27 protein-coding genes are annotated in these 25,497 nt (G+C 63.4%); 22 read left to right on the top strand and 5 right to left on the bottom strand.

Features of this window, described 5'->3' with window-relative positions; genetic code table 11:
* Positions 1-101 precede the first annotated feature (101 nt).
* From pncB to ACVC5H_RS17350, 3 genes are all read left to right on the top strand, one after another.
* Positions 102-1,277: a nicotinate phosphoribosyltransferase gene (gene pncB / locus ACVC5H_RS17360; protein WP_489619032.1), complete on the top strand. Its 1,176-nt coding sequence runs from the start codon at positions 102-104 to the stop codon at positions 1,275-1,277.
* 149 nt (positions 1,278-1,426) lie between these two features.
* The gene (locus ACVC5H_RS17355) at positions 1,427-2,839 is read left to right on the top strand and encodes a sodium:proton antiporter (RefSeq protein ID WP_489619031.1); all 1,413 of its coding nucleotides are present in this window, start codon (positions 1,427-1,429) and stop codon (positions 2,837-2,839) included.
* Positions 2,840-2,884: 45 nt separating this feature from the next.
* Positions 2,885-3,865 (top strand): 2-hydroxyacid dehydrogenase, encoded by a 981-nt coding sequence (locus tag ACVC5H_RS17350; RefSeq protein WP_489619030.1) that lies wholly within the window; start codon positions 2,885-2,887, stop codon positions 3,863-3,865.
* A gap of 108 nt (positions 3,866-3,973) precedes the next feature.
* Here ACVC5H_RS17350 and ACVC5H_RS17345 read toward each other — a convergent pair whose 3' ends face one another.
* Together ACVC5H_RS17345 and ACVC5H_RS17340 are read right to left on the bottom strand one after the other, a co-directional pair.
* Positions 3,974-4,231 carry an acyl-CoA-binding protein gene (locus tag ACVC5H_RS17345; RefSeq protein ID WP_489619029.1) on the bottom strand — a complete coding sequence of 86 codons (258 nt, stop codon included), beginning with the start codon at positions 4,229-4,231 and terminating at the stop codon, positions 3,974-3,976.
* Positions 4,232-4,249: 18 nt separating this feature from the next.
* Positions 4,250-4,606: an FKBP-type peptidyl-prolyl cis-trans isomerase gene (locus tag ACVC5H_RS17340; RefSeq protein ID WP_489619028.1), complete on the bottom strand. Its 357-nt coding sequence runs from the start codon at positions 4,604-4,606 to the stop codon at positions 4,250-4,252.
* A 311-nt stretch (positions 4,607-4,917) separates the two neighbouring features.
* Between ACVC5H_RS17340 and ACVC5H_RS17335 the strand changes: the two genes are divergently transcribed.
* The 5 genes from ACVC5H_RS17335 (at position 4,918) to ACVC5H_RS17315 (ending at position 9,583) form a co-directional block, all read left to right on the top strand.
* A complete protein-coding gene (locus ACVC5H_RS17335; protein WP_489619027.1) occupies positions 4,918-5,910 on the top strand; it encodes a YVTN family beta-propeller repeat protein in 993 nt (330 codons plus the stop codon).
* A gap of 30 nt (positions 5,911-5,940) precedes the next feature.
* On the top strand, positions 5,941-6,759 hold the full coding sequence (locus ACVC5H_RS17330; RefSeq protein WP_489619026.1) for a polysaccharide deacetylase family protein: 819 nt from the start codon (positions 5,941-5,943) through the stop codon (positions 6,757-6,759).
* Positions 6,760-6,840: 81 nt separating this feature from the next.
* Positions 6,841-7,827: a sterol desaturase family protein gene (locus ACVC5H_RS17325; protein WP_489619025.1), complete on the top strand. Its 987-nt coding sequence runs from the start codon at positions 6,841-6,843 to the stop codon at positions 7,825-7,827.
* A complete protein-coding gene (locus tag ACVC5H_RS17320; protein ID WP_489619024.1) occupies positions 7,827-8,672 on the top strand; it encodes an EI24 domain-containing protein in 846 nt (281 codons plus the stop codon). The genes ACVC5H_RS17325 and ACVC5H_RS17320 overlap by 1 nt, the downstream gene beginning before the upstream one ends.
* Positions 8,673-8,776: 104 nt before the next feature.
* Complete coding sequence (locus ACVC5H_RS17315) at positions 8,777-9,583, top strand: competence/damage-inducible protein A (protein WP_489619023.1); 807 nt, start codon at positions 8,777-8,779, stop codon at positions 9,581-9,583.
* A 77-nt stretch (positions 9,584-9,660) separates the two neighbouring features.
* Here the strand turns inward: ACVC5H_RS17315 and ACVC5H_RS17310 are convergent, their stop codons facing one another.
* Positions 9,661-10,224, bottom strand: coding sequence for a phasin family protein (locus ACVC5H_RS17310; protein WP_489619022.1), 564 nt, complete (start codon positions 10,222-10,224; stop codon positions 9,661-9,663).
* Between the two features lie 445 nt (positions 10,225-10,669).
* Here ACVC5H_RS17310 and ACVC5H_RS17305 point away from each other — a divergent pair, with 445 nt between their 5' ends.
* Together ACVC5H_RS17305 and ACVC5H_RS17300 are read left to right on the top strand one after the other, a co-directional pair.
* Positions 10,670-11,515, top strand: coding sequence for a histone deacetylase family protein (locus ACVC5H_RS17305; RefSeq protein WP_489622720.1), 846 nt, complete (start codon positions 10,670-10,672; stop codon positions 11,513-11,515).
* 44 nt (positions 11,516-11,559) lie between these two features.
* Positions 11,560-12,459, top strand: a complete 900-nt coding sequence (locus ACVC5H_RS17300; RefSeq protein ID WP_489619021.1) for a DMT family transporter — start codon at positions 11,560-11,562, stop codon at positions 12,457-12,459.
* Between the two features lie 15 nt (positions 12,460-12,474).
* Here ACVC5H_RS17300 and ACVC5H_RS17295 read toward each other — a convergent pair whose 3' ends face one another.
* On the bottom strand, positions 12,475-13,281 hold the full coding sequence (locus ACVC5H_RS17295) for a helix-turn-helix transcriptional regulator (RefSeq protein ID WP_489622719.1): 807 nt from the start codon (positions 13,279-13,281) through the stop codon (positions 12,475-12,477).
* A 129-nt stretch (positions 13,282-13,410) separates the two neighbouring features.
* Here ACVC5H_RS17295 and ACVC5H_RS17290 point away from each other — a divergent pair, with 129 nt between their 5' ends.
* A complete protein-coding gene (locus tag ACVC5H_RS17290; RefSeq protein ID WP_489619020.1) occupies positions 13,411-14,172 on the top strand; it encodes a class I SAM-dependent methyltransferase in 762 nt (253 codons plus the stop codon).
* 422 nt (positions 14,173-14,594) lie between these two features.
* Positions 14,595-15,695, top strand: a complete 1,101-nt coding sequence (gene pbpG, locus ACVC5H_RS17285; protein ID WP_489619019.1) for a D-alanyl-D-alanine endopeptidase — start codon at positions 14,595-14,597, stop codon at positions 15,693-15,695.
* An 82-nt stretch (positions 15,696-15,777) separates the two neighbouring features.
* Here pbpG and ACVC5H_RS17280 read toward each other — a convergent pair whose 3' ends face one another.
* Positions 15,778-16,563 (bottom strand): IclR family transcriptional regulator, encoded by a 786-nt coding sequence (locus ACVC5H_RS17280; protein WP_489619018.1) that lies wholly within the window; start codon positions 16,561-16,563, stop codon positions 15,778-15,780.
* Positions 16,564-16,900: 337 nt separating this feature from the next.
* On the opposite strand from ACVC5H_RS17280, the gene ACVC5H_RS17275 reads away from it, so the two are divergent.
* From ACVC5H_RS17275 to cysT, 10 genes are all read left to right on the top strand, one after another.
* Complete coding sequence (locus ACVC5H_RS17275) at positions 16,901-17,914, top strand: sulfate ABC transporter substrate-binding protein (protein ID WP_489619017.1); 1,014 nt, start codon at positions 16,901-16,903, stop codon at positions 17,912-17,914.
* A 63-nt stretch (positions 17,915-17,977) separates the two neighbouring features.
* Positions 17,978-18,574 carry an NADPH-dependent FMN reductase gene (gene ssuE, locus ACVC5H_RS17270; RefSeq protein ID WP_489619016.1) on the top strand — a complete coding sequence of 199 codons (597 nt, stop codon included), beginning with the start codon at positions 17,978-17,980 and terminating at the stop codon, positions 18,572-18,574.
* A 106-nt stretch (positions 18,575-18,680) separates the two neighbouring features.
* Complete coding sequence (locus tag ACVC5H_RS17265) at positions 18,681-19,664, top strand: sulfonate ABC transporter substrate-binding protein (protein WP_489619015.1); 984 nt, start codon at positions 18,681-18,683, stop codon at positions 19,662-19,664.
* A gap of 43 nt (positions 19,665-19,707) precedes the next feature.
* Entirely contained in the window at positions 19,708-20,874 is a 1,167-nt protein-coding gene (gene ssuD / locus ACVC5H_RS17260) for an FMNH2-dependent alkanesulfonate monooxygenase (protein WP_489619014.1), read from the top strand.
* A 7-nt stretch (positions 20,875-20,881) separates the two neighbouring features.
* Entirely contained in the window at positions 20,882-21,727 is an 846-nt protein-coding gene (ssuC, locus tag ACVC5H_RS17255) for an aliphatic sulfonate ABC transporter permease SsuC (RefSeq protein ID WP_489619013.1), read from the top strand.
* Between the two features lie 29 nt (positions 21,728-21,756).
* Entirely contained in the window at positions 21,757-22,590 is an 834-nt protein-coding gene (locus tag ACVC5H_RS17250) for an ATP-binding cassette domain-containing protein (RefSeq protein WP_489619012.1), read from the top strand.
* A 106-nt stretch (positions 22,591-22,696) separates the two neighbouring features.
* Positions 22,697-22,912 carry a TOBE domain-containing protein gene (locus tag ACVC5H_RS17245; RefSeq protein ID WP_006464491.1) on the top strand — a complete coding sequence of 72 codons (216 nt, stop codon included), beginning with the start codon at positions 22,697-22,699 and terminating at the stop codon, positions 22,910-22,912.
* A gap of 63 nt (positions 22,913-22,975) precedes the next feature.
* Positions 22,976-23,812, top strand: coding sequence for an EAL domain-containing protein (locus ACVC5H_RS17240; protein WP_489619011.1), 837 nt, complete (start codon positions 22,976-22,978; stop codon positions 23,810-23,812).
* Between the two features lie 39 nt (positions 23,813-23,851).
* Positions 23,852-24,436 carry an RBBP9/YdeN family alpha/beta hydrolase gene (locus ACVC5H_RS17235; protein ID WP_489619010.1) on the top strand — a complete coding sequence of 195 codons (585 nt, stop codon included), beginning with the start codon at positions 23,852-23,854 and terminating at the stop codon, positions 24,434-24,436.
* 170 nt (positions 24,437-24,606) lie between these two features.
* On the top strand, positions 24,607-25,497 hold the full coding sequence (gene cysT, locus ACVC5H_RS17230; RefSeq protein WP_489619009.1) for a sulfate ABC transporter permease subunit CysT: 891 nt from the start codon (positions 24,607-24,609) through the stop codon (positions 25,495-25,497).

The following is a 25,497-nucleotide window of genomic DNA, read 5'->3' as shown; positions in this document are numbered from 1 at the left end:
CAGGGCGTGGCCAGCGCATCGTGCGGACCGCTCCGGGGCGGCCCCGCCGTGCACGTGGACCATCAACATGGCAGCATGCGGCACGTCCGCATCCGGACTTCATGATCATCACCTCCTTACTCGATACCGACCTGTACAAATTCACGATGATGCAGGTGGTCCTGCACCACTTCCCCGGCGCCCAGGTCGAATACAAATTCAAATGCCGCAACGAGAACATCGATCTCACGCCCTACGTCGATGAGATCCGCGCCGAGATCGCTGCGCTGTGCCGCCTGCGTTTCAAGGAAGACGAACTGAACTACCTGCGCGGCCTGCGCTTCATCAAGAGTGATTTCGTCGATTTCCTGGACCTGTTCCACCTGAACGAAAAGTACATCACCGTCCAGCCCGACCCGGCCGGCAATGGCGAGATCGAGATCAAGGTGAAGGGGCCGTGGCTGCACACCATCATGTTCGAGGTGCCGGTACTGGCCATCGTCAATGAAGTGTATTTCCGCGCCACCCAGCGCTCGCCGGACCTGGAAGAGGGCAGGGCGCGCCTGCGCAAGAAGATGTCGGTCATCACCGATGATGCCGAACTGGTCGGCTGCAAGATCGCCGACTACGGCACGCGCCGCCGCTTCTCGCGCAGCTGGCATGCCGAAGTCATCGACGAGATGAAGCAGCACATGGGCGAGCACTTCGCCGGGACTTCCAACGTGATGTACGCCATGCAGCACGACCTGACCCCGCTGGGCACCATGGCCCACGAATACCTGCAGGCCTGCCAGGCGCTGGGCCCGCGCCTGCGCGATTCGCAGACCTTCGCCTTCGAGATGTGGGCGCGCGAGTATCGCGGCGACCTCGGTATCACGCTCTCGGACGTCTATGGCATGGATGCCTTCCTGCGCGACTACGACATGTATTTCTGCAAGCTCTTCGATGGCGCGCGCCACGATTCGGGCGATCCCTTCGAATGGGGCGAGCGCCTGATCCAGCACTACCGCGACAATCGCGTCGATCCTTCCAGCAAGGTGCTGGTGTTCTCCGACAGCCTGGACTTCGACAAGGTGCGCGCGCTTTACCTGCGTTTCAAGGACCGCGCCAAGGTGGCCTTCGGTGTCGGCACCAATCTCACCAATGACCTCGGTTATACGCCCTTGCAGGTGGTCATGAAGATGGTCCGCTGCAACGGCCAGCCGGTGGCCAAGCTGTCCGATACGCCCTCCAAGAACATGTGCGATGACCCGGCCTATGTGAATTATTTGCGCCAGGTGTTCCAGATCAAGGCTTGACCGGATTTGAACCATACCTGAAAGTTTTTCCACTCGGGCGTTTTTGCGCGCGGGCGGCATGTCGGCTGCTATAGTGTGACTCCCCGTAAGGGCCTGCGCTGCAGGTGCTGGCGGGGAGTTTCTCCTTCTGCCTTCCCTCAGGACGACATTTGCTGACCCGATTCACACCCCTCGCTTTATTTGCCCCGTTCGCTTCGCTCTTGCCCTTGCCGGGCTGGAGTGCCGAGCTGGACGGTGCCGGCCTCTCGCTGTTCTGGGCCTTGCCCTTTGCCGGCGTTCTCCTGTCCATTGCCGTGCTGCCGCTGGTGGCGCCGGTCCTGTGGCATCACCATTTCGGCAAGATCGCGGCCGCCTGGGCACTGGCCTTCCTGGTCCCGTTTGCGGTCTTGCAGGGAGCCCATGCCGCCCTGGCCATCAGCGTGCATGCGCTGGTGGCGGAATACCTGCCCTTCATCATCCTGCTGACCGCGCTCTTCACCGTGGCAGGCGGCATCTGCGTGTGCGGCAACCTGCATGGCACGCCGGCGCTCAATACCGGACTGCTGGCGCTGGGCACGCTGCTGGCCAGCCTCATGGGCACTACCGGGGCGGCCATGCTGCTGATCCGTCCGCTGATCCGTGCCAATGATGACCGCAAGCACACGGTGCACGTGGTAGTGTTCTTCATCTTCCTGGTCGCCAATGCGGGCGGCTCCTTGACGCCGCTGGGCGATCCGCCGTTGTTCCTGGGTTTCCTGAAGGGCGTGGACTTCTTCTGGACCGCGCGCCATCTGCTGGGGCCGATGCTTTTCCTCTGCGGTGCGCTGCTGCTGATCTTCTATCTGCTGGACCGTCACTTCTACCTCAACCGTGAAGAGCGTCGGCCGGTCGATCCGACGCCGGACTCGGCGCTGTGGCTGGAAGGAAGGTTCAACTTCGTGCTGCTGGGCGCGGTGATCGGGCTGGTACTGATGAGCGGCCTGTGGAAGCCGGGCGTGGCCACCGAGCTGCTGGGCACGCCGCTGGAGTGGCAGAACCTGCTGCGCGATGGCGCCTTGCTGCTGGTGATCCTGCTGTCGCTGTGGCTCACGCCGAAGTCGGCGCGCGCCGGCAATGAATTCAGCTGGGGACCGATGCTGGAAGTGGGCAAGCTCTTTGCTGCCATTTTCCTCACCATCGCCCCGGTGATCGCCATGCTGCGCGCGGGTGAAGAGGGCGCTTTCGCCGCCGTGGTGCACGCCGTGACCGGGCCGGATGGCAAGCCCGACGACGTGATGTATTTCTGGATGACGGGGCTGCTGTCATCCTTCCTGGACAATGCGCCGACCTACCTGGTGTTCTTCAATACCGCCTCGGGCGAGGCGCGCGAGCTGATGGGGCCGCTGGCCTCGACGCTGGCGGCCATCTCGGCCGGCGCCGTCTTCATGGGGGCCAACAGTTACATCGGCAATGCGCCCAACATGATGGTCAAGGCCATCGCCGAGGAGCGTGGCATCCGCATGCCCAGCTTCTTCGGCTATCTGGCCTGGTCAGGGGCGATCCTGGTGCCGCTGTTCATCGTCATGAGCTTCCTGTTCTTCTGAGTGTTCCACCCCTTCCGATAACGAAACCGAGACAACGAGACCCGCATGAAATCCAAGATTTTCGTCGCCCGCGCCGTCTTCCCTGAAGTCCTGGCCCGCCTGGAGCAGCATTTCGAGGTCGAATCCAACCAGGATGACCGTATTTACAGTGCCGGCGAGCTGCAGGCCAAAGCCCAGGGCAAGGATGGCCTCTTCACCACGCCCAGCGAGCCGGTGACGGCCGCGCTCTTCGCCGCCAATCCGCAATTGAAGGCGGTCTGCAACATGGCCGTGGGCTACAACAACATCGACGTGGCCGCCGCCACCCAGGCCGGCGTGATGGCCACCAATACGCCCGATGTGTTGAACGAGACCACCGCCGACTTCGGCTGGGCGCTGATGATGGCCGCCGCACGCCGCATCACCGAATCCGAACACTTCCTGCGGGCGGGGAAGTGGAAGAAGTGGAGCTATGACAGCTTCGTCGGCCCCGACATCCATGGGGCCACGCTGGGCATCATCGGCATGGGCCGCATCGGCCAGGCCATTGCGCGCCGTTCGCTGGGCTTCGACATGCAGGTGCTGTACCACAACCGTTCACGCCTGACCCCCGAACTGGAAGCGCGCGCCAACAACGCCCGCTACGTCAGCAAGGAAGAACTGCTGCAACAGGCCGATCACGTAGTGCTGGTGCTGCCCTATTCGAAAGATACCCATCACACCATCGGCGCTGCCGAGCTGGCGCTGATGAAGCCCACAGCCACCCTGACCAATATCGCCCGTGGCGGCATCGTCGATGATGCAGCGCTCATCGACGCGCTGCGTGAAGGGCGCATCGCGGCAGCCGGGGTGGACGTGTTCGAGAATGAGCCGGCCTTCAAGCCGGAATTCCTGGGTTTGAGCAATGTGGTGCTCACGCCCCACATCGCCAGCGCGTCTACGCCAACGCGCCTGGCCATGGCCAATTGCGCAGCTGACAACCTGATCGCCGCGCTGTCGGGCCAGCGTCCGCCCAATCTGCTCAATGCGGACGTGTTCAAGGGCTGACCCGGGGCGACCGCAATCAAGCAAAACGGGCGCACCTGCCTGGCAGGTGCGCCCGTTGCATTTCCGGCTGGCGGCGGGCATCCGCAAGACGCCGCCGTCGTTGCCGCATCAACCCTTCAGTTCATTGAAGAGGTCGATGTATTCCTGCTGCGCTTCGGCTTGCGGCTTGCCCTTCAACGCAGCCCAGGCGTCAAACTTGGCGCGGGCCACGAAGTCGGTCATGCCGGGGCGTTCGCCCTGGACGTCGCCGTTGCTGCCCTGCTTGTAGAGGCCATACATCTTCAGCAGGGTCATGTTGTCGGGACGCTCGGGCAGGCTCTTGGATTCTGCGACGGCGGCTTCGAACTGTTCTTGCAGGGTGCTCATGTCTCTCCTCCCGCGGGCTCAGACGGCCAGCAGTTCGACTTCGAAGATCAGGGTGGCATTCGGGGGAATCACGCCGCCCGCGCCACGGGCGCCATAGCCCAGGCCAGCGGGGATGATCAGCTTGCGGATGCCGCCGACCTTCATGCCCTGCACGCCTTCGTCCCAGCCCCTGATGACGTGGCCGGCGCCCAGCGGGAAGGCGAACGGGTCATTGCGGTCCTTGCTGGAATCGAACTTGCTGCCGGCGGTGCCGTCGGTATTCTGCAGCCAGCCGGTGTAGTGCACGGTGACATGGCTGCCGGCCTTGGCTTCGTCGCCTGCGCCAACGTTGATTTCTTCATATTGCAGCCCGGAAGCTGTCGTGATGGTGGACATCGGTTTCCTTTCGGTGAGGGGATGGATTGGCGGCCGGTACTGCAGGCTTGCTGACCGATGCTGACGATGCGGGATGCTTGCCGGCAACATCCTTGCGTTGGTCTTCATATCGGGCTCCAGGCCCGCTGCAGCTGGCCTTTCGGCCGCCCCGGTGGCGTCATGCGACCGGATCGGCAGGCAGTGTAAACCAAAAATCTAGAAATTTTTCATATTGCGTCGGAGGGCTGTCAGCGGGATCCTCCTGGCAAGCGTTAAGACGCAAGGACGTGCTCCTTGCACGATAGATCAGGCATTTTTGAGTAAAGTTCGTCATGTTGCGTCGATTCAGCCAACTTTTATCCCTTTCTCTCCGCGCAGCATGTGCCTCGGCCGTGCTGGCCTTGGTGGCCGCCCCGGCCCATGCCAACGTGGTGGTGGTGCTCAATTCCGGCGACGCGTCCGTGTCGCTGCTGGACGAAACCGGCGAGAAGGAGCTCTCGACCTTCTCGGTGGGCAAGGAACCGCACCACCTGATGGCCACCCCGGACAACAAGTCCCTGATCGTGGCCAGCGCTACCGGCAACCAGCTGCTGTTCCTCGATCCGAAGACCGGTGCGGTGCAACGCAAGCTGCGCGACATCATCGACCCTTACCAGATCGGCTTCACCCCTGACCAGAAATGGTTCGTCGCCACCGGCCTGCGCCTGGACCGGGTTGACGTCTACGCCTATGACGGCCAGGACCTGAAGCTGTCCAAGCGCATCCCGCTGGCCAAGACGCCCAGCCACATCGCCTTCGACACTGACAGCACTACCGCCTTCATCACCCAGCAGGGCAGTGATGAAGTCAGCGCCATCGACCTGGCCACCCAGCAGGTCAAATGGACCATGCCAGTGGGCAAGCTGCCGGCCGGGATCATCATGACCCCGGACAACAAGTACCTGCTGGTCGGTATCATGGGCGCGGATTACGTCGCCGTGATCGACTGGCGCACCCAGAAGGTGGTCAAGAAGATCAAGACCGGCATCGGCGCCCACAATTTCCGTGCCCAGGGTGACAAGCGTTTCGTCTACGTTTCCAACCGCGTGGCCAATACCATCAGCGTGCTCGACATGCATACCCTGGAAAACGTCGGCACCATCAAGGTACCGGGTGGTCCCGATTGCATGGAAGTGACCTCCGATGGCAAGACCATGTGGGCCACGCTGCGCTGGGTCAAGAAGGTCGCCGTGATCGACCTGGCCAGCCGCTCGGTGACCAAGGTGATCCCGGTGGGACGCTCGCCGCACGGTATCTACCTGTACAACCGTGCTCCTGATATCTGATGATCGCTCACCGCTGACGGCTTATCGACGATGCAGTTTCTCTCCCAGCATTCCCTGCGCGGCCTGTGCCTGTTCGCCATCCTGGCGGCCGGCCAGGCCGTTGCGCAACCGGTGGCCCCCGAGGCTGCAGCCTGCAAGGGCCACATCTATCTTACCTTCGATACCGGCAGCCAGTCCCAGGCCGAGCTGATCGAGCAGACCCTGCAGCGCCACCATATCAAGGCCACCTTCTTCCTCGCCAACGAGAAGACCATCCACGGCGACTACTCCCTCGATCCCGCCTGGGCGCCGCTGTGGAAGCGGCTGGTGGCGGAGGGCAACGCGTTCGGTACGCACACCTTCGATCACGTCTACGTTGTGCGGGACCTGCCCGAGGGCAAGATCGAGGTGCGTCCCCAATTTGGCGCGCAAGCCGGCAAGAAACTGCAGTGGACCCCGGCCCAGTATTGCGAGGAAATGAAACGGGTCGATGAACGCTTCCAGCAACTGACCGGCCACAAGCTTGATCCGCTTTGGCGCGCGCCCGGTGGCAGGCTCACCCCCAACCTGCTCAAGGCTGGCCAGGCGTGCGGGTATGCCCACGTGGCCTGGGCACCGGCCGGTTTCTCGGGCGATGAACTGCCCAGCGACAAATTCCCCAACGCGATGCTGTTGAAGAAAGCGCTCGCCGGGCTCAAGGATGGTGATATCTTCCTCGCCCATATGGGCATCTGGTCGCGCCAGGATCCGTGGGCGCCGGCCGTGCTGGAACCGCTCATCAGCGGGTTGGAGCAGAAGGGGTTCTGCTTTGCCACGCTGCGGGAGCATCCGGCCTACCGCCATCTGTTCGCTGCCGCCAAGGAACGCTGAGCGCCACCACCAGTCCAAGCCGGCGCCGGCCCAGGGGAGGGGAGCGGGCGCCGCCATCGTCACACCGAAGCCACGTTATCCATGATCCAGACCATTTCCGACCTTTTCGCCGCCGTCCAGGGCTGGCTGTTCCAGACCCTGGTGCAACCGCTGGTATTTTTCATCGGCATGGGGGAATTCGTCGAAGAAGCCTTCACCGGCACCGAATTCGTCCTGGTGGGCATCTGCGAACTGGTGATCCTGTTCCTGATCCTGCGTCCGCTGGAGTCGGCCATTCCGGTCCATCCCATCACCGACCCATACGCCCGCTGGAACGATTTCATCTACACCGTGCTGCAGCGCCTGGGCATCATCCCCATCCTCTCCTTCATGCTGCTGGACCCGGCGCTGTCCTATGTGCTGGAGGCCCTGCACCTGGAAGGCTGGGGTACCTTCAATCTCGACCAGATCTGGCCCGGCGTGACCGATCGCGCGCTGGTCAGCTTCCTGCTCTACATGGTGGTGCTGGACCTGTGTGAATACGCCTACCACTGGGCCCAGCACAATGTGCGCTGGATGTGGGCGCTGCACAGCCTGCACCACAGCCAGCAGAACATGAACCTGTGGAGCGATGACCGCGACCACGTGCTGGACAACCTGGTGCACGACATCATCTTCGGCCTGATCGCCGTACTGATCGGCGTGGAGCCTTCGCAATACATCCTGCTGGTCTCGCTCTCGCGCATGCTGCAAAGCCTGCAGCATGCCAACGTGCGCATCCACTTCGGGCGCATCGGCGAGTACCTGCTGGTGTCGCCGCGCTTCCACCGCACCCATCACGCCATCGGCCTGGGCCATGAAAGCCGGGGCCGCAATTCCCTGGGCGGGCACAACTTCGCGGTGCTGTTTCCGATCTGGGACGTGATCTTCCGCACCGCCCACTTCAGCAAGGGCTTCGCCATGACCGGGATACGCGACCAACTGCCGCCGCCGGCCGGCAAGGGCCGCGATTACGGCAGCGGCTTCTGGGCGCAGCAGTGGCTGGGCGTCAAGCGCCTGGTTGAATTGACCCGACGCAAGCCCCGCTGATGCGCCTCTTCATTGCTTCCTTCGGACGCGCCTTGCTGGCGCAACTGCACATCCGCATGCTGTGGCTGACGGTGCTGCCCTTCGTCGTCTCGCTGGGATTGTGGGCCGTGTGCCTGTGGCTGGGACTGCAACCCATCATCGACTGGCTGCAAGACTACTTCGTCTCGCACGGCATGTTCGGCGAGATCGGCGGCATGCTGGCCTGGTTCGGCATGGGCGCCCTGAAGACGGTGCTGGTGCCGCTCCTGGCCATGTGGACGCTGCTGCCGCTGATGATTCTCACCGCGCTGGTGTTCGTGGGCCTGTTCACCGTCCCGGCCATCGCCCGCCACATCGGCAACCGCCACTATCCCATGCTGGACAAGCGCCACGGCGGCAGCGTAGCCGGCAGCCTCTGGACTTCGCTGTGGTGCTTTGCCGTCTTCACCGTGTTGTGGCTGGCCACGCTGTGGGCCTTCCTGATCCCGCCGCTGGCCTTCGTGATCCACTCGCTGCTGTGGGGCTGGCTGACCTATCGCGTCATGGCCTACGACACTCTGGCCGACTACGCCAGTGCCGACGAACGGCGCGCCGTGCTGCATCTGCATCGCTGGCCGTTGCTGGCGGTGGGCACCATCGCTGGTGCACTGGGGGCTGCGCCCACGCTGCTGTGGTTGGGCGGGGTGCTGTCGGTGATCCTGCTGCCGGCGCTGGCGGGGGTGGCGATCTGGCTGTATGTGCTGGTGTTCGTCTTCACCGCCCTGTGGTTCCAGTTCTACTGCCTGGAAGCGCTGCTGCGATATCGCCGTGGCCAGGCGCCCGATGGTCCGCCCGATGCCGGCACCATCGACGTGACGCCACGTTGACGCCAATTGCAGCAGCGCGGCAAGCAGGGGCAGGCCGATCCGTCTGCCGCCTGAATCGGGCATAATCGCCGCAGTGTTTCATCAACTTTCGGGCAGACAGACTCATGGCATTCGGACTCATCATCATCGGCGACGAGATCCTCTCGGGGCGCCGCATCGACAAGCATTTTCCCAAGGTCCTGGAGCTGTTGAGCCAGCGCGGACTGCAACTCTCCTGGGCCGAGTATCTCGGCGACGATCCCGAACGCATCACCGCCACCTTGAAGCGCACGCTGGCCACCGGCGACGTGGTGTTCTGCACCGGCGGCATCGGCGCCACGCCTGACGACCACACCCGCCAGTGCGCCGCCGCCGCGCTGGGCGTTCCGCTGGTGCTGCATCCCGAAGCCAGGGAAAAGATCCAGGAGCGCATCGCCGACATGGGCCGTGAAGCCGGCACCACGCCCGACTTCAACGCGCCGGACAACCTGCACCGCCTGAAGATGGGGGAGTTCCCGCAGGGCGCCTCCATCATCCCCAATCCTTACAACAAGATTCCCGGCTTCTGGCTCAACAACACCAGCGGCAGCGGGGCGCATTACTTTGCGCCCGGCTTCCCGGTGATGGCCTGGCCGATGTTCGAATGGGTACTGGAAACGTATTACGCCGACCAGTTCCACCGCCAGGCCTGGGCCGAGCGCTCCATGCTGGTGTTCGAGGCGATGGAATCGACCCTGACCCCGCTGATGGAAGCCATCGAGGCGCAGTTCCCGCTGGTGAAGGTATTCAGCCTGCCGCACGTGGGTGACGACAAGACCCGCCGCCACATCGACCTGGGCGTCAAGGGCGATCCGGCGCAGGTCGAGCCGGCCTTCGAGAAGATGCAGGAAGGTCTGCGCGCCCTGCACGCCGAGTTCCAGATCAGCAACTGAGGCGCCGCACGCTGGCGCAGGACAAAAAAATGCCCCGGCCAGACCGGGGCATTTGCATCCGCAAGCGACGCTTGGGATTACTTCTTGGCAGCGCGGGTCACCTTGGCGCCGGCCTGGGAAATCTGGTCCACGGCGTTGGTCACGTTGGCTTCCAGCACTTCGGCAGCTTGCTTGGCGTTCTTGGTGAACTGCTCGTAGCCGGCGCTCAGGTTGCCGATGGTCGACTTCAGGATCGAGATGGCTTGCTCGGAACCGGCCGGGGCGTTCTTGGCGGCTTCATCGATCAGTGCCACCACCTTGCGGTTGACTTCGGCGATCTGGGCTTCGGCCGCCTTGGTCAGTTCAGCCTGGGTGCTGGAGAAGATGCCGCTCAGGTGACGGCCATAGGCCACCGACTTTTCCAGCGTCGGCTGGGCGTGCGAGCTGGTCAGGGTGAAGAATTCCTGCGGATCCTTGGCCGAGAACAGCTTTTGCGCGGCGGCCTGGGATTCTTCGAGCGAGGACTTGGCGGCCTTCAGGTTCAGGTCCACCAGTTTTTCCACGCCTTCAAAGGTCTTGCTGGCCAACTGGTTGAAGAGGGCGATTTGCGCTTCGGCGTTGGCTTTGGCTGCAGCGGAAAATTGCTCGGTGTAGGTCGTCATGTTGAAACATCCTTCTCGTTGATGGGTTGATGAACAAGGCAGCGACAGTGATTGCTTACGGACCGATCAGTTGTGAAAGGGTGGATCTCCGATGTAATTTCTTCTTTGAATATGATGCGATGCACAAGGCGATTCTAGTTCAATCGTGCATAAAGTCAAACGTTTCATTGCACGGGAATGTTGAAAAGCGCTTCAAAGTTGATCCAAGTCTAATCAATGACTTAGCGAGGATTAGAGGATATTCATTGGCAACGATGCCATTAAAGATGAGCTTCCGCGCTGCAGCATCAAAACCGGTTATCACTGCAGGGTGCGCAATCGTTTGCGCGACGCAGCAAGGCGTTTTGTTGCGGTGCAATATATATTGAGAACTGGATGAGAAAAATTGAAGGCCTTTTATAGTGACCACTTCGTCTTGCCGCTGCCACCGGGACACCGCTTCCCGATGGTGAAATACCGGATGATCCGTGAAGGTGCGGCTGCGGCCGTGCCCGGGCTGGATTTTCATGAAGCCCGGCCGGCCAGCGATGGCGAGCTGGCGCTGGCACATCACCCCGATTACATCGCCCGCGCCAGTGCCGGTGAACTGACGGCGGCCGAGCAGCGCGAGATCGGTTTTCCCTGGTCGCCGCAGATGGTGGAGCGTTCGCGCCGTTCCTCTGGCGCCACCATCGCGGCTTGCCGCGCTGCCTTCAGCGAGGGGGTGGCGGTCAATCTGGCGGGCGGTACCCATCACGCCTATGCGGACCACGGTGCAGGTTTTTGCGTCTTCAACGATGCCGCCATCGCCGCCCGGCTGATGCAGGCCGAACGCCGCGCCGCCCGGGTGGCCATCGTCGATCTGGACGTGCACCAGGGCAACGGCACCGCCTCCATCCTGGCGCGCGATGAATCGGTGTTCACCTTGTCGCTGCATGGAGAGAACAACTATCCCTTCGAGAAGGAACAGAGCGACCTCGACGTCGCCTTGCCCGATGGCGTGGGCGATGCCGATTACCTGCAAGCCCTGCGCGCGGCCCTGCAGACGCTGCAGCAGCGCTTCGCCCCACAGTTGCTGATCTACCTGGCCGGCGCCGACCCCCACGAAGGCGACCGCCTGGGCAAGATGAAGCTGACCCTGGCCGGCCTGGCCGCGCGGGATGAAGCCGTCTTCGCGTATGCCCGCGAGCACAAAATCCCGGTTGCGGTTACGATGGCGGGCGGTTACGGCAGAGATATCGAACAAACCGTGGCCGTCCATATACAAACGATAAGACTTGCCAGCCTCCACGCGGCCCGCTGGAGCGCCTGACGAGATGACCCGGGCGCCTCCCCGCACCCGCTGATGGAAAAGAAATGATGCAATCCGCCGCCGGCCCCCGCCGGCCTCGCCAGCTCCTGATGAGCCTGGTGCCTTTGTTGTTCGTGCTGATTTGGAGTACTGGCTTCATCGTGGCCAAGTTCGGCCTGCCGTATGCGCCGCCCCTGACTTTCCTGCTGTTGCGCTTTACTGGCGTGCTGGTGGTGCTGCTGCCGCTGGTGGTGCTGTTTCGCGCACCCTGGCCGCATGGCCGCATCCGCCACGTGGCCGTGGCCGGCGTGCTGCTGCAGGCCGGCTACCTGGCCGGCGTCTGGTGCGCCATCAAGATCGGCATGCCGGCCGGCTTGTCGGCCCTGATCGTCGGGCTGCAACCCATCCTCACCGCCTTTGCGGCACCGCTCCTGGGGGAATCGGTACGCGGGCGCCAATGGATCGGCCTGGCGCTGGGGCTGTGCGGGGTGGGGCTGGTGGTGGCCAACAAGATTTCCTTGATTGGTCTCTCCACCGCCAGCATCGCACTGTGCGTGTTCGCCTTGCTGTGCATCACTGCCGGCACGCTCTACCAGAAGCGCTACTGCGCCCACTTCGACTTGCGCACCGGCACCGCCATCCAGTTCATGGCGTCCATCGTCGTGGTACTGCCCTTTGCAGTGGCGCTGGAAGGGCTGGACCGGCATTTCAGCAACGTCCACTGGACGCCGCAATTCATCGGTGCGCTGCTGTGGTCGGTGCTGGCGCTGTCGATTGGCGCGATTTTCCTGCTCTTTGCGCTGATCCGCCGCAGCGCCGCCACCAGCGTCACCAGCCTGCTCTACCTCACACCGCCGACCACGGCCGTGATGGCCTGGCTGATGTTTGGCGAAGCCTTCAGCCTCATCGGTGCGCTGGGCATGCTCGTGGGCGTGATCGGCGTGGCTTTCGTGGTGCGCAAGTAATCAGATCAGGCAGCTTCAGCCAGGCGCGAGGGCGCCCGGCATCAGCGTCACCAGCTTCAGGTCGGGCCGGTTGGCCACGCGGAAATTGACCTGCCGGTACAGCAACTCTCCCAACTGCGGATGCCGGAAGCGGCGCTCGCCGCCTTCGCGCTCCACCACATCCTGCAGATGCCAGGCCCGCTGGAAGTGCGGGCTGGCAGCCGACAATTCCTCCACCAGCGCCAGCAGTTCCGGATCATCCAGGAGGCTCGCGCTATCGGCCCGGAATTCTGCGACCAGGCGCCGCGCCCGCTGTTCCCATTGCACCGTCAGCGCCTGGGCAGCCGTGCCGGCGAACATGAAGCGCAGCAGATTGGGCGGCTTCTCCTTGCCATCCAGCCATCCCGTAAAGAGCTTGCGTGCGGCCGGATTCCAGGCCACCGCATTCCAGTAGCGATCCAGCAGATACGCCGGGGCACGGAACTGGCTGACCACTTCCAGGATTTCCGGCGCCACCGCCGTGGTGGCCTGCTGTTCCGGCAACACCGGATCCTTCTTGCCCGCCAGTTCGAACAGATAGGCCCGCTTGGCGCGCGGCAGGTGCAGCGCATCGGCGATGCGCGCCAGCGCCTGGGGCGAGACCGAATCGGTGCGTCCCTGCTCGATCCAGGTGTACCAGGTCACGCTGATGCCACACAGCTGCGCCACCTCCTCGCGCCGCAAGCCGGGCGTGCGGCGCCGGCCGTGGGCCAGGTGCGGCAGTCCGGCCTGGGCGGGCGCGGTCTGTTCGCGCTGGGATTTGAGGAAGTCGCCAAGGGCGCGGCGGGCCAGATCGGGTTCCATGGTCAGGGCAGGGTGGTGGTCGGGGTAATAGTATAAATGCTTCACTTGTAACAGGATAATAACTCGCTAGACTGGCGGTTCATCCACTGCACTACTGTCTTTTCTTTCATATCGCCCAGGAGCCCCGCCATGCGCAGCCATCAGCAAGTCGTCACCGAACAGTTCGGCAGCACCGCCGCCGCCTATCTCACCAGCGCCGTCCACGCCCAGGGCGCCGACCTGCAGGAGCTGGCGCAGATCGCCGCTGCCATACCGGACGCGCGCGTGCTGGACCTGGGCTGCGGTGGCGGCCATGCCAGTTTCGCGGTGGCGCCGGTGGTGGAGAAGGTAATTGCCTATGACTTGTCCAGCGAGATGCTGGCTGTGGTGTCCAAGGCTGCGGCAGAACGTGGCCTGGACAATCTGGCCGTGCGCCAGGGCAGCGCCGACCGGCTGGCGTTTCCCGATGCCAGCTTCGATCTGGTTTGCACGCGCTTCTCGGCTCACCATTGGCGTCACTTGCCGCAGGCATTGCGTGAAGTGTTCCGCGTGCTCAAGCCGGGTGGACGCTTCCTCGTCATCGACACGGCCGCCCCCGCCGACGTGCTGGCCGATACCTATGTGCAAGCCATCGAATTGCTGCGCGATACGTCACATGTGCGCAATATCAGCCTGAACTCCTGGCGCAAGCTGCTGCGCCAGGCCGGTTTTGCCATCGCCAGCGACAAGACCTGGAAGCTGCGCCTGGAATTCGATTCCTGGGTAGCCCGCATGCGCACGCCGCAAGACCATATCACCGCCATCCGCGCGCTCTGGCAGGCCGCGCCCGGGGAGGTGAAAGCCTATTTCGAGCTGGATGACGCCTGTTCCTTCTCCATCGACGTGGCAATGCTGGAGGCGCGCAAGCCCTGAGCGGCGACGGCCAGACTGTTGGTGCCTGGTTCCCGCCCTTCGGGGCAGGAGACAAGGCGTCAACGATATGTGACACTCCCTCGTTATCCGTTCACTCCAGAACCTCGTAAAGCGAACATCTGGAGCCAGTATTGCCGTCTGTTATCGCTATTGTGACCGATTGCTGACAGCTAAACTGGATATCATGTCGTCTCGTTGGCCCGGGTTTTGCTAGATAAAAATCGAAAAATTTCGAGCAACAACCCAGCAAAATTGCAGGAAAATCCCGAAAAAGTGTGGGGCACCTGATCGGGGCGAGAGATAGAAACGCGTTTAAAAAAATGCGCTAACGTCTTAATTCTCTTGCGAAAAATCTGCTTTTTGCTACACTGCCAACGTTTCTCTTGTGTACTTTCAGGGTAAATTCGGGGGGAGTTCCACCTATGATCAAAACAGCGCTGGCCATTTTCACATCCGTACTGTTCATCCACGCTGGTTTGGCACCTGCCGCAGCCCAGACGGTCAACAACGCCGCCAAGAAAGCACCGGCCAAAAAAGTCGTGGCCAAGCGCCCGGCCCAGGCCGTCAGCAAGACGGTCGCCAAAGGCTCCCTGAACAACCGCGAAAAGCTGGTGCGCAAGGTCAGCGTGGTCAAGGGCAAGCGCCATGTCAGCTACCAGCGCGTCTCGGCAGCGCCCTCGGTGCCGGTAGTGCCGCCGGTGATGACGGCGGGCGACCTGGCCGGCCTGAACCTCACGCCTGATCCGCTGGCGCTGCGTTCCAACGTGGCCCTGGTGATCGACCAGGCCAGTTCGCAAGTCCTGTTTGAGAAGAATTCTTCAGTTGCCCTGCCCATCGCCTCGGTCACCAAGCTGATGACCGCGCTGGTGGTGGTCGAAGCGCACCTGAACATGGAAGAAGTGCTCACCGTCACCGATGACGATGTGGACCGCGAAAAGCACAGCAGTTCGCGCCTGCGCGTGGGCTCGACCCTGAGCCGCGACGACATGCTGCACATCGCCCTGATGAGCTCCGAGAACCGCGCCGCCTCCGCGCTGGGCCGCAACTATCCGGGCGGCCTGCCGGCCTTCGTGGCGGCCATGAATGCCAAGGCCCGCTCGCTGGGCATGATGGATACCCACTACGTCGATTCGACCGGCCTGTCCAGCCAGAACGTGGCCAGCGCCCGCGACCTGGCCAAGCTGGTGGTGGCGGCCTACAACTACCCCATCATCCGCCAGTACTCCACCGATCCCAAGTACATGGTCGAACCCAGTGGCCATGCCATGCAGTACAACAGCTCCAACCGCCTGACTTCCAGCAAGGATTGGGACATCGGCCTGCAGAAGACCGGTTTCATCAACGAAGCCGGCCACTGCCTGGTGATGTACACCCGCATCGAAGGCCGTCCCATCGTGATGGTGTTCCTCGATTCCAAGGGCCGCCTCTCGCACGTGGGCGATGCCACCCGCATGCGCAAGTGGCTGGTGGAAGACCAGCCCAACCTGACCCGCATGAAGATGGTGCGGGCTGACGAGGGCTGATTCTTTCTTCCCTTTATCCAATAAAAAAGCGAACCTTCGGGTTCGCTTTTTTATTACCTGTACCGGGGTGCTGTATGAAGCTTCAGCCGCGATCCTTGCGATACCCCAGCGCCGAGGAAATCTGGCTGGCCGTGCTCACCAGGTCATCCACCCAGTCATCCTGCAGGCGGTCGGCCGGGGCCGAGATCGACAGGCCTGCCACCAGCTTGCCGCTGTCGTCGCAGATCCCGGCGGCCATGCAGCGCACGCCCAGTTCCAGTTCCTCGTTGTCGCGTGCATAGCCCAGCGCGCGCACCATCGACAGTTCGCGCTCCAGCTTGGCCAGATCGGTGATGGAATTCTTGTTGTGGCCGGCCAGCCCCGTGCGGGTGGCATAGGCGCGCACGTTCTTGGGATCGTCCACCGACAGGAACAGCTTGCCCGTGGACGTCAGGTGCAGCGGCGCCCGGCCACCAATGGCGCGCACCACCTGCATGCCGGAACGTTCAGAAAAGGAGCGGTCGATATAAACGATTTCATCGGCCTGGCGCACCGACAGGTTGATCGTCTGGTGCGTCTTGCGGTGCAGCGCACGCATGAAGTCCAGCGCCGCCTCGCGCACCGACAGCCGGCTCTTGACGATATTGCCCAGCTCCAGGAGGCGCATGCCCAGGCGGTAGGTGCCCGGCTCCACGCGGTCGACGAAACGCTTGACCACCAGATCATTGAGGATGCGGTGCGCGGTCGAGGGATGCAGGTCGGTTGCCGCCGACAATTCCTTCAGGCTCACCGGATCGGGATACTCCGCCAGGGCGTCGAGCAGCGACACCATCCGCTCGATGACCTGGATCGAAATATGTTCTGTGTCGCCTGCAGCTTCTTTTTTCATGGCGCGGCCTGGTGCGTTGCAATATGAATATCAAGGTTATACCACAATGTGAAAAGAACAAAAAGTTCGTACGTGCTTTTCCTGGGTGATGAGAGCTTCATCCGGCAGCGCAGGCGGGTCGCAAAGTGGCGCCGGGCGGGCAGGGCAGGGTGCCAGGATTTCCGCACGGCCGTCTTCTCAACCAAGGCTTTGGTTATATAGATCGCCGTCCTTATTCCGGCGTGCCGTTCTTTCATATCTGTTTTACGCATATCGAGAGAAGAAAGTATTCGTTCTTTTTGGTCAGCAGGCTTATTAACCTGTGCGCTCCAAAACAACAGAACATTCGGGAACGGATATGCTGAAGAAGATCATCAAATCGGTCGCTGCCGCGCTGGTGCTGGCGCAAGCCGCCTCGCTGGCGCATGCGGCCGATATTTCGCTGCTCAACGTCTCTTATGACCCCACGCGCGAGCTCTACGCCGACTACAACAAGGCCTTCGCCAAGTACTGGAAGGAAAAGACGGGCGACAACGTGACCATCAAGGCATCCCACGGCGGTTCGGGCAAGCAGGGCCGTTCGGTGATCGACGGCATCGATGCCGACGTGGTGACCCTGGCCCTGGCCTACGACATCGACGAAATCTCCGAAAAGGCCAAGCTGCTGCCGGCCGACTGGCAAAAGCGCCTGCCGCACAACAGCTCGCCCTATACCTCCACCATCGTGTTCCTGGTGCGCAAGGGCAACCCCAAGGGCATCAAGGACTGGGGCGACCTGATCAAGCCGGGCGTATCCGTCATCACCCCCAACCCCAAGACCTCGGGCGGCGCCCGCTGGAACTACCTGGCCGCCTGGGCCTATGCCAAGCAGAAGGGCGGTAGCGACGACGCTGCCCGCGATTACATCGCCAAGCTCTTCAAGAACGTGCCGGTGCTGGATTCGGGCGCACGCGGCGCCACCATCACCTTCGTCGAGCGCGGTATCGGCGACGTGCTGCTGGCCTGGGAAAACGAAGCCCTGATCTCGCTGAAGGAATGGGGCCCGGACAAGTTCGACATCGTGGTGCCCTCGATTTCCATCCTGACCGAGCCGCCCGTGGCGGTGGTAGACAAGGTGGCCGACCGTCGCGGTACCCGCAAGGTGGCCGAGGAATACCTGAAGTACCTCTACACCGAGCCGGGCCAGGAGATCATCGCCAAGAACTACTACCGCCCCATCGATCCCAAGATCGCCGCCAAGTACGCTGCGCAATTCCCGAAGCTGAACCTGGTGACCATCGACAAGGATTTCGGCGGCTGGCAGAAGGCCCAGAAGACTCACTTTGCCGATGGCGGCACCTTCGACCAGCTCTACGCCCCCAACAAGAAGTGACCTGACCCTGCAAGAGGAACCGGCCCGGCCGGTTCCATCCACCCCCCAGCACAAGCACACGACATGACCATCCTGTTACTGGCCGGCAGCCCTTCGGCACCTTCCCGCTCCACCCGTCTGTTGCACCACGTCGGCGACAAGCTGGCCCAGCTCGGACACCGTTATGCGCGCCTGGACGTGCGCGACCTGCCGGGCCAGGCCATCCTGCGCGCCGACTGGAACGATGCCGACATCAAGGCCGCACTGGCCACCGTCGAGGAAGCCTCGGCCGTGGTGGTGGCCACCCCCGTCTACAAGGCGGCCTACAGCGGCATCCTGAAGGCCTTCCTGGACCTGCTGCCGCAGTTCGGCCTGACCAACAAGCTGGTGCTGCCCCTGGCCACCGGTGGCAGCCAGTCGCACATGCTGGCGCTGGATTACGCGCTGCGCCCGGTCTTGTCGTCGCTCAACCCCAAGCACGTGCTGCCCAGCATCTACGCCACCGAGGCGCAGGTGACCTGGAGTGAAGAAACAGGCCTGGTCCTGGATGCGCCCATCGAAGCCCGCGTCAATGAAGGCGTGGAGCAGCTCTCGGCCAGCCTGCTGGCGCTGCACAAGGCGGCGCCTGAAGAATTCCGCGAGATTCCCTTCTCGCAACTGCAATACAGCGTGTCTTATTGAATCTGGCCGGACTGGTTCCGGCATCGAATCCGACTTGAAAAAACACCGGCTGGGACAGCGGAAGGCCCGCTGCACGCCCGAATTTTTGGAATCTGGAGAAAACATCGTGTCCGCCAACAAGAACAAGACTGCCCGCCAACCACGCCGCCGCGCCCTGCAGCGCCTCTCGGCCATCGCCCTGGGCGCCCTGGCCCTGAGCTTCGGTGCTGCCCCGGCCCAGGCGCAGGAAACCAAGCTGCTGCGCATCGGCTATCAGAAGGCCGCCAATACCCTGGTGCTGTTGAAAGCCCACGGCGCGCTGGAAAAACGCCTGCAGCCGCTGGGCGTGGAAGTGAAGTGGGCCGAGTTCGCCGCGGGTCCGCAATTGCTGGAAGCGCTGAACGTGGGTTCGGTCGATTTCGGTTACGTCGGTGAAGCACCGCCCGTGTTTGCGCAGGCAGCCGGTGCCGATTTTGTTTACACCGCCTATGAAATTCCCACACCCGATGCCGAAGGCCTGCTGGTGCAAAAGAACTCGCCCATCAAGAGCGTGGCCGAGCTGAAGGGCAAGAAGATCGCCTTCAACAAGGGTTCCGACGTGCACTGGCTGGTGGTGGCCCTGCTCAAGAAAGCCGGCCTGCAATACAGCGACATCCAGCCGGTCTACCTGGCCCCGGCCGATGCCCGCGCCGCTTTTGAGCGCGGTGCGGTCGATGCCTGGGCCATCTGGGATCCGTTCCAGGCGGCCGCCGAAAAACAGGTCGGCGCACGCCGCCTGGCCACGGGCGTGGGCGCGGTCAATCACCACCAGTTCTTCCTGAGTGCGCGTCCCTTTGCGACCAGGAATCCGCAAGTGGAGAAGATCCTGCTGGAAGAAATCACCCGCGAAGGCGAGTGGGTGCGCACGCACACCGCCGAAGCGGCCGCCCAGCTGGCGCCCATCCAGGGCCTGGATGCCGACATCATCGAGACCGGCCTGAAGCGCTATGCCCACGTCTACAAGCCGGTCGATGCCAAGGTGCTGGCCGAGCAGCAGAAGATCGCCGACGCCTTTTACGAACTGAAGCTCATTCCCAAGCCGCTCAAGGTCAGCGACGCGGTTCTCAAGTGACATTTTTCCCAAACACCCCAGTCCAGCAGCACAGGAGTCAAGCATGAACGTTTTCTGGTTTATTCCTACCCATGGTGACAGCCGTTATCTGGGCACCTCCGAGGGCGCACGCCCGGTCAGCCACGATTACATGAAGCAGGTCGCCGTGGCCGCCGACACGCTGGGCTACGACGGCGTGCTGCTGCCCACCGGCCGTTCCTGCGAAGATGCCTGGGTCGCCGCCGCCAGCCTGATCGATGCCACCCAACGCCTGAAATTCCTGGTGGCGGTGCGTCCCGGCCTGACCGCGCCGACGCTCTCGGCACGCATGGCCGCCACCTTCGATCGCCTCTCCAATGGCCGCCTGCTCATCAACGTGGTCACCGGTGGCGATCCGGTGGAGCAGGAGAGCGATGGCATCTTCGGCAGCCATGCCGAACGCTACGAAGTCTCCGACGAATTCCTCAAGATCTGGCGCGACGTACTGGCAAAAACCCATACAGGTGAAGAGACCAACTTCGAAGGCAAGCACCTGCGCGTCAAGGGGGCCAAGGCGCTCTATCCGCCGGTGCAGACACCGTATCCGCCGCTGTACTTCGGTGGTTCCTCGGACGAAGCCATCGACCTGGCCGCCGAGCAGGTCGACGTCTACCTGACCTGGGGCGAACCGCCCGCCGCCGTGGCCGAGAAGATCGCCCGCGTGCGCGAGCGCGCCGCCAAGGCTGGCCGCACGCTGCGCTTCGGCATCCGCCTGCACGTGATCGTGCGCGAGACCAATGAAGCCGCCTGGCGCGCCGCCGACGAACTCATCAGCCGCCTTGACGACGAGACCATCGCCAAGGCCCAGGCCAACTTCGCCCGCATGGATTCGGAAGGGCAGCGCCGCATGTCGGCCCTGCACGGCGGCCGCCGCGACAAGCTGGAAGTGAGCCCCAACCTGTGGGCCGGCGTGGGCCTGGTGCGCGGCGGCGCGGGCACTGCGCTGGTGGGCGATGGCCCGACGGTGGCCGCACGCATCAAGGAGTATGCGGACCTGGGCATCGATACCTTCATCCTCTCCGGCTATCCGCACCTGGAAGAATCCTATCGCTTCGCCGAACTGGTGTTCCCGCTGCTGCCGCGTGCCCGGCGCGAAGGCCTGGCCGGGCACAACCTGACCGGCCCCTTCGGCGAGATCGTCGGCAATACCGAACTGCCCAAGGCCGCGCCGGTGCGCGTGTCGGCCAGCTGAGGACGCCATGACCAGCGCTTCCAATCCCGTCCTCGCCGATACCGGCACCGGCCTGCAGGAGCAGGCGCGCCCCAAGGCCGCCGCCAAGCGTGCGCGCAAGGCGCGCGGCGCCTGGGTCGGCTGGGTGCTGCCCGTGCTGCTGCTGGTGTGGTGGGAGATCGCCGCCCAGGCCGGCTGGCTCTCCAGCCGCATCCTGCCCGAACCGTTCGCGGTGCTCAAAGCCGCCTGGAATCTCTCGGCTTCCGGCGAACTGTGGCATCACCTTGCGGTCTCCAGCGGGCGTGCGGCGGCCGGGTTTGCGGTCGGCGCCGGGCTGGGCCTGATCCTGGGGCTGCTCTCGGGCAGCCTGCGCTCGGCGGAACTGCTGCTCGACACCACCCTGCAGATGGTGCGCAACATTCCGGCGCTGGCGCTCATTCCCCTGGTGATCCTGTGGTTCGGCATCGACGAGACGGCCAAGCTGTTCCTGGTGTCGGTGGGCGTGTTCTTTCCGGTCTACCTCAATACCTTCCACGGCATCCGCTCGGTCGACCAGGGCTTGATCGAGATGGCGCGCAGCTATGGCTTGTCCGGCTGGCCGTTGTACCGCGACGTGATCCTGCCGGGCGCCTTGCCGTCCATCCTGGTCGGCCTGCGCTTTGCGCTGGGCCTGGTGTGGGTGCTGCTGATCGTGGCCGAGACCATCTCGGCCCAGGCCGGCATCGGCTACATGACCATGAATGCCCGCGAATTCCTGCAGACCGACGTGGTGCTGGTGGGCATCCTGCTCTACGCCCTGCTGGGCAAGCTGGCCGATACCGCAGCGCGGGCGCTGGAACGCTTCTGGCTGCGCTGGCACCCCGGCTACCAATGACGAGCAACCAGACTGCATCAGGAACCATCATGCGCAATGACACCCAGGAACACCAACAACTGAGCCGCGCCGCCGGCCGGGGCGTAGGCATCAGGCTGCGCGCCTTGTCCAAGGCCTTCAGCGGCCGCACCGTGCTGCACGACATCGATCTGGACATCGCACCCGGCGAATTCGTCGCCATCGTCGGCCGCAGCGGCTGCGGCAAGAGCACCTTGCTGCGCCTGGTGGCCCAGCTGGATCAGGCCAGCGGCGGTGAAGTCCTCTATGAACACGAAGGCAGTGGCGAGTCCGAGATCCGCATCATGTTCCAGGATGCGCGCCTGCTGCCCTGGAAGCGGGTGCAGGCCAACGTGGCGCTGGGCCTGCCCAAGCAGGCAGCAGCGCAGGCGCTCAATGCATTGCGCCAGGTCGGCCTGGACCAGCGCGCCGGCGAATGGCCGGCCGTGCTCTCCGGTGGCCAGCGCCAGCGCGTGGCCCTGGCGCGCGCGCTGGTGCACGATCCGCAATTGCTGCTGCTGGACGAACCACTGGGCGCGCTCGATGCCCTGACCCGCATCGAGATGCAGACCCTCATCGAATCGCTCTGGCGCGAACGCGGCTTCACCGCCTTGCTGGTGACCCACGACGTGCAGGAAGCCATCGCCCTGGCCGACCGCGTGCTGCTGATCGAGGATGGCCACGTGGCGCTGGACCAGCGCATCGAACTGGCCCGTCCGCGTTCACGCGGGCAGGCGCAGTTTGCCGCGCTGGAGGAAGCCATCCTGGCGCGGGTGCTGCGGCACCCCGGTAGCGAGGCGGTTTCAGAGCCATCTGAAGAATTATTCACGCCACGTGGCGTACAGCAGGTGCAGTGGGCGGTGTGAGCGCAATCCTGTGAAGGGTTGCGCCGATTTTCAGGATTTTTAGTTTTTCTCATTTCAACCCATGCGGCGCGGCAGGTGCCGACGCCGTTTCATCAAGGAGCAGAGCATGACCATTCAAGCAATCAACGTCCGTAACCAGTTCAAGGGCAAGGTCAAGGCCATCATCGAAGGTTCGGTGGTGTCCGAAGTGGATGTGGAAACCCCGGCCGGCATCGTGACCTCGGTCATTACCACCCGCTCCGTCAAGGACCTGGGCCTGACCATCGGCAGCGAAGTGGTGGCCCTGGTCAAGGCCACCGAAGTCTCGATCGCCAAGCTGTGATCGTCTGGCCGTCCCGGCCGGTCATCCCGGGCGGGCGGCATCATTTTTTCAGGAGCAGGCCCGATGGCATATCAGGCACTGAAGGCTTATCTGGCCCGCCTCGATGCGCAGCAACCCGGCGGCGCAACGTCCTCCAAGGTCTGGCTGGATGAGCAGGGGCGCGCCGCAGGGCGTTTCTTCAATACGTCGCTGACCTCGGCTTTCCAGCCGGTGCGCAGCTTTGACGATGGCCACATCGTCGCCTGCGAGGCCTTTGCCCGCAGCCATTCGGCCGTCGATGACGGCCTGCATCTGTGGAAGCTGCTGGACCAGGCCGCCAGTGACGACGAGTCGGTGGAACTGGACCGGTTGTGCCGCATGCTGCACGCCATCAATTATTACCGCCAGGCCGGCGAGGACGCCCCCGAGCTGCACCTGTCGGTGCATGCGCGCCTGCTGGCCGCCGTCAACAACAATCACGGCGTGGCCTACCGGCGCATCCTGGCGGCGCTGGAGCTGCCGCATGAGCGCATCGTGCTGCAACTGCCGGTGGTCACGCCCAACCAGCGCTGGCTGCTCAACTACGTGCTGGACAATTACCGCCGCAACGGTTTCCGCCTGGGCGTCTCGGCCAATAGCCCTCTGGAAGCGCTGGGCCTGCTCGACAAGGTCAAGCCCGACCTGATCAAGGTCGATGCGCGCGAGCTGGCCGATCCCGACAGCGTGGCCTTGTTGCTGCTGCGGGCGGCCGAGCAGGGCGTACGCATCTTCTTCAAGCGCGTCGAAAGCCGGGAAGTGTTCGATAAACTGGCCTGGTACTGTCAGGCACTGGCCCAGTCCACTTTGGCGCAAGGGTATTTGTGGGATGTCCCGGCCGCGCGCCTGCCTGACACGTTGCTCGGCCTCAAGGACGCGGCCTGAGGCATACTGCATGACTTCTTCCCTTGCTGCGAGGCTTGCATGAGTCTGTCGTCTCCCTCTTCTTCGGCTACCCCGGCGCGGCTGGCCGATTTTCGCGTGCTGGTGGCCCCGGGCCTGTCCGACAGCGGTCCGGACCATTGGCAATCGCGCTGGCAGCGGCTGTATCCGGCCTTTGAACGGGTGCAGCAGGACGACTGGGAGACGCCCGACCTGCCGCGCTGGTCGGCCCGCTTGGGCGAAGTGCTGGCCAGGGATGGCCGGCCCACGGTGATCGTCGCCCACAGCTTCGGCTGCCTGACCACGGTGCATCGCACGGCCGCCTTGCAAGCCGCAGCGGAGGGATCGGCCCATCCCATCGTGGCGGCCTTGCTGGTGGCGCCGGCCGATCCGGTCAAGTTCAGCCTGAGTTCGGCAGTGCGCCACCGGTTACCGTATCCCGCGCTGGTCGTGGGCAGCGACAACGATCCCTGGATGAGCGCCGAGCGCGCCCGCCACTGGGCAGAGGCGTGGGGCGCGCAGTTCCGTTCGGTGGGCGCGCGCGGGCACATCAATTCCGAATCGGGCCTGGGCGACTGGACCGAAGGGCAGCAATGGCTGCTGGAATTGCTGGAACGCATAGCCTGAAGCTTTTTCCTTCACCTCATTTCCCTGCATCTTGAGCGCATAAAGTCGGTTTCTTGCCGTGCTTTATGCGCTTTTCTTCTAAGGACATGCAAAAAGCTTCGTTCTCTTTATAACTAGCGGGTGCGAATATCGCTCACCTATAGTCGCATTTGTAATAATAAGAGAACGACATGTCTGCTTCCCCTGTATCCCTTGCTGCGCCCGTGGCTGCGCCAGCGAAGGCTGGTAGTGGCACCAGCCGGCGCGTGCTGCCCGGCTTCCGGCTGTCGCTGGGTTTCACCATTTTCTATCTGGCGCTGATCGTGCTGATTCCGCTGTCGGCACTGTTCCTGAAGACCTTCACCCTGACCTGGGGCGGCTTCATCGAGGCGGTGACTTCGCCACGCGTGATGGCCTCCTATCGTCTCAGCTTCGGGGCCTCGCTGATCGGCGCCTTCCTCAACGTGATCTTCGGCGGCATCGTGGCCTGGGTACTGGTGCGCTATCGCTTCCCCGGCAAGCGCATCATCGATGCCCTGGTGGACCTGCCCTTTGCCCTGCCCACGGCCGTGGCCGGCATTGCGCTCACTACGCTGTATTCGCAGAACGGCTGGCTGGGCAAGCTGCTGGCGCCGCTGGGCATCAAGGTTGCCTTTACTCCGCTGGGCGTGCTGGTGGCGCTGACCTTCATTGGCTTGCCCTTCGTGGTGCGCACCGTGCAACCGGTGCTGGAAGAAGCCGAGCGCGAACTGGAAGAAGCCGCCGCCAGCCTGGGTGCGAGCCGCTGGCAGACGTTTACCCGGGTGATTTTCCCCACCGTGCTGCCGGCACTGCTGACCGGGTTTGCGCTGGCCTTTGCGCGCGCTTCGGGGGAATACGGCTCGGTGGTCTTCATCGCCGGCAACATGCCGATGGTCTCGGAAATCACCCCTTTGTTCATCGTCACCAAGCTGGAGCAATACGACTATGCCGGTGCGACGGCCATTGCGATGGTCATGCTGCTGGTTTCCTTCATCCTGCTGCTGACCATCAACCTGCTGCAAGCCTGGACCCGCAAGCGCGGCCAGCCGGAAAGGATCTGA

Source organism: Herbaspirillum sp. Her3 (assembly GCF_057961275.1).
Note: the sequence above shows the minus strand (reverse complement) of the source record. Positions and strands in the feature narration are given on the sequence as shown.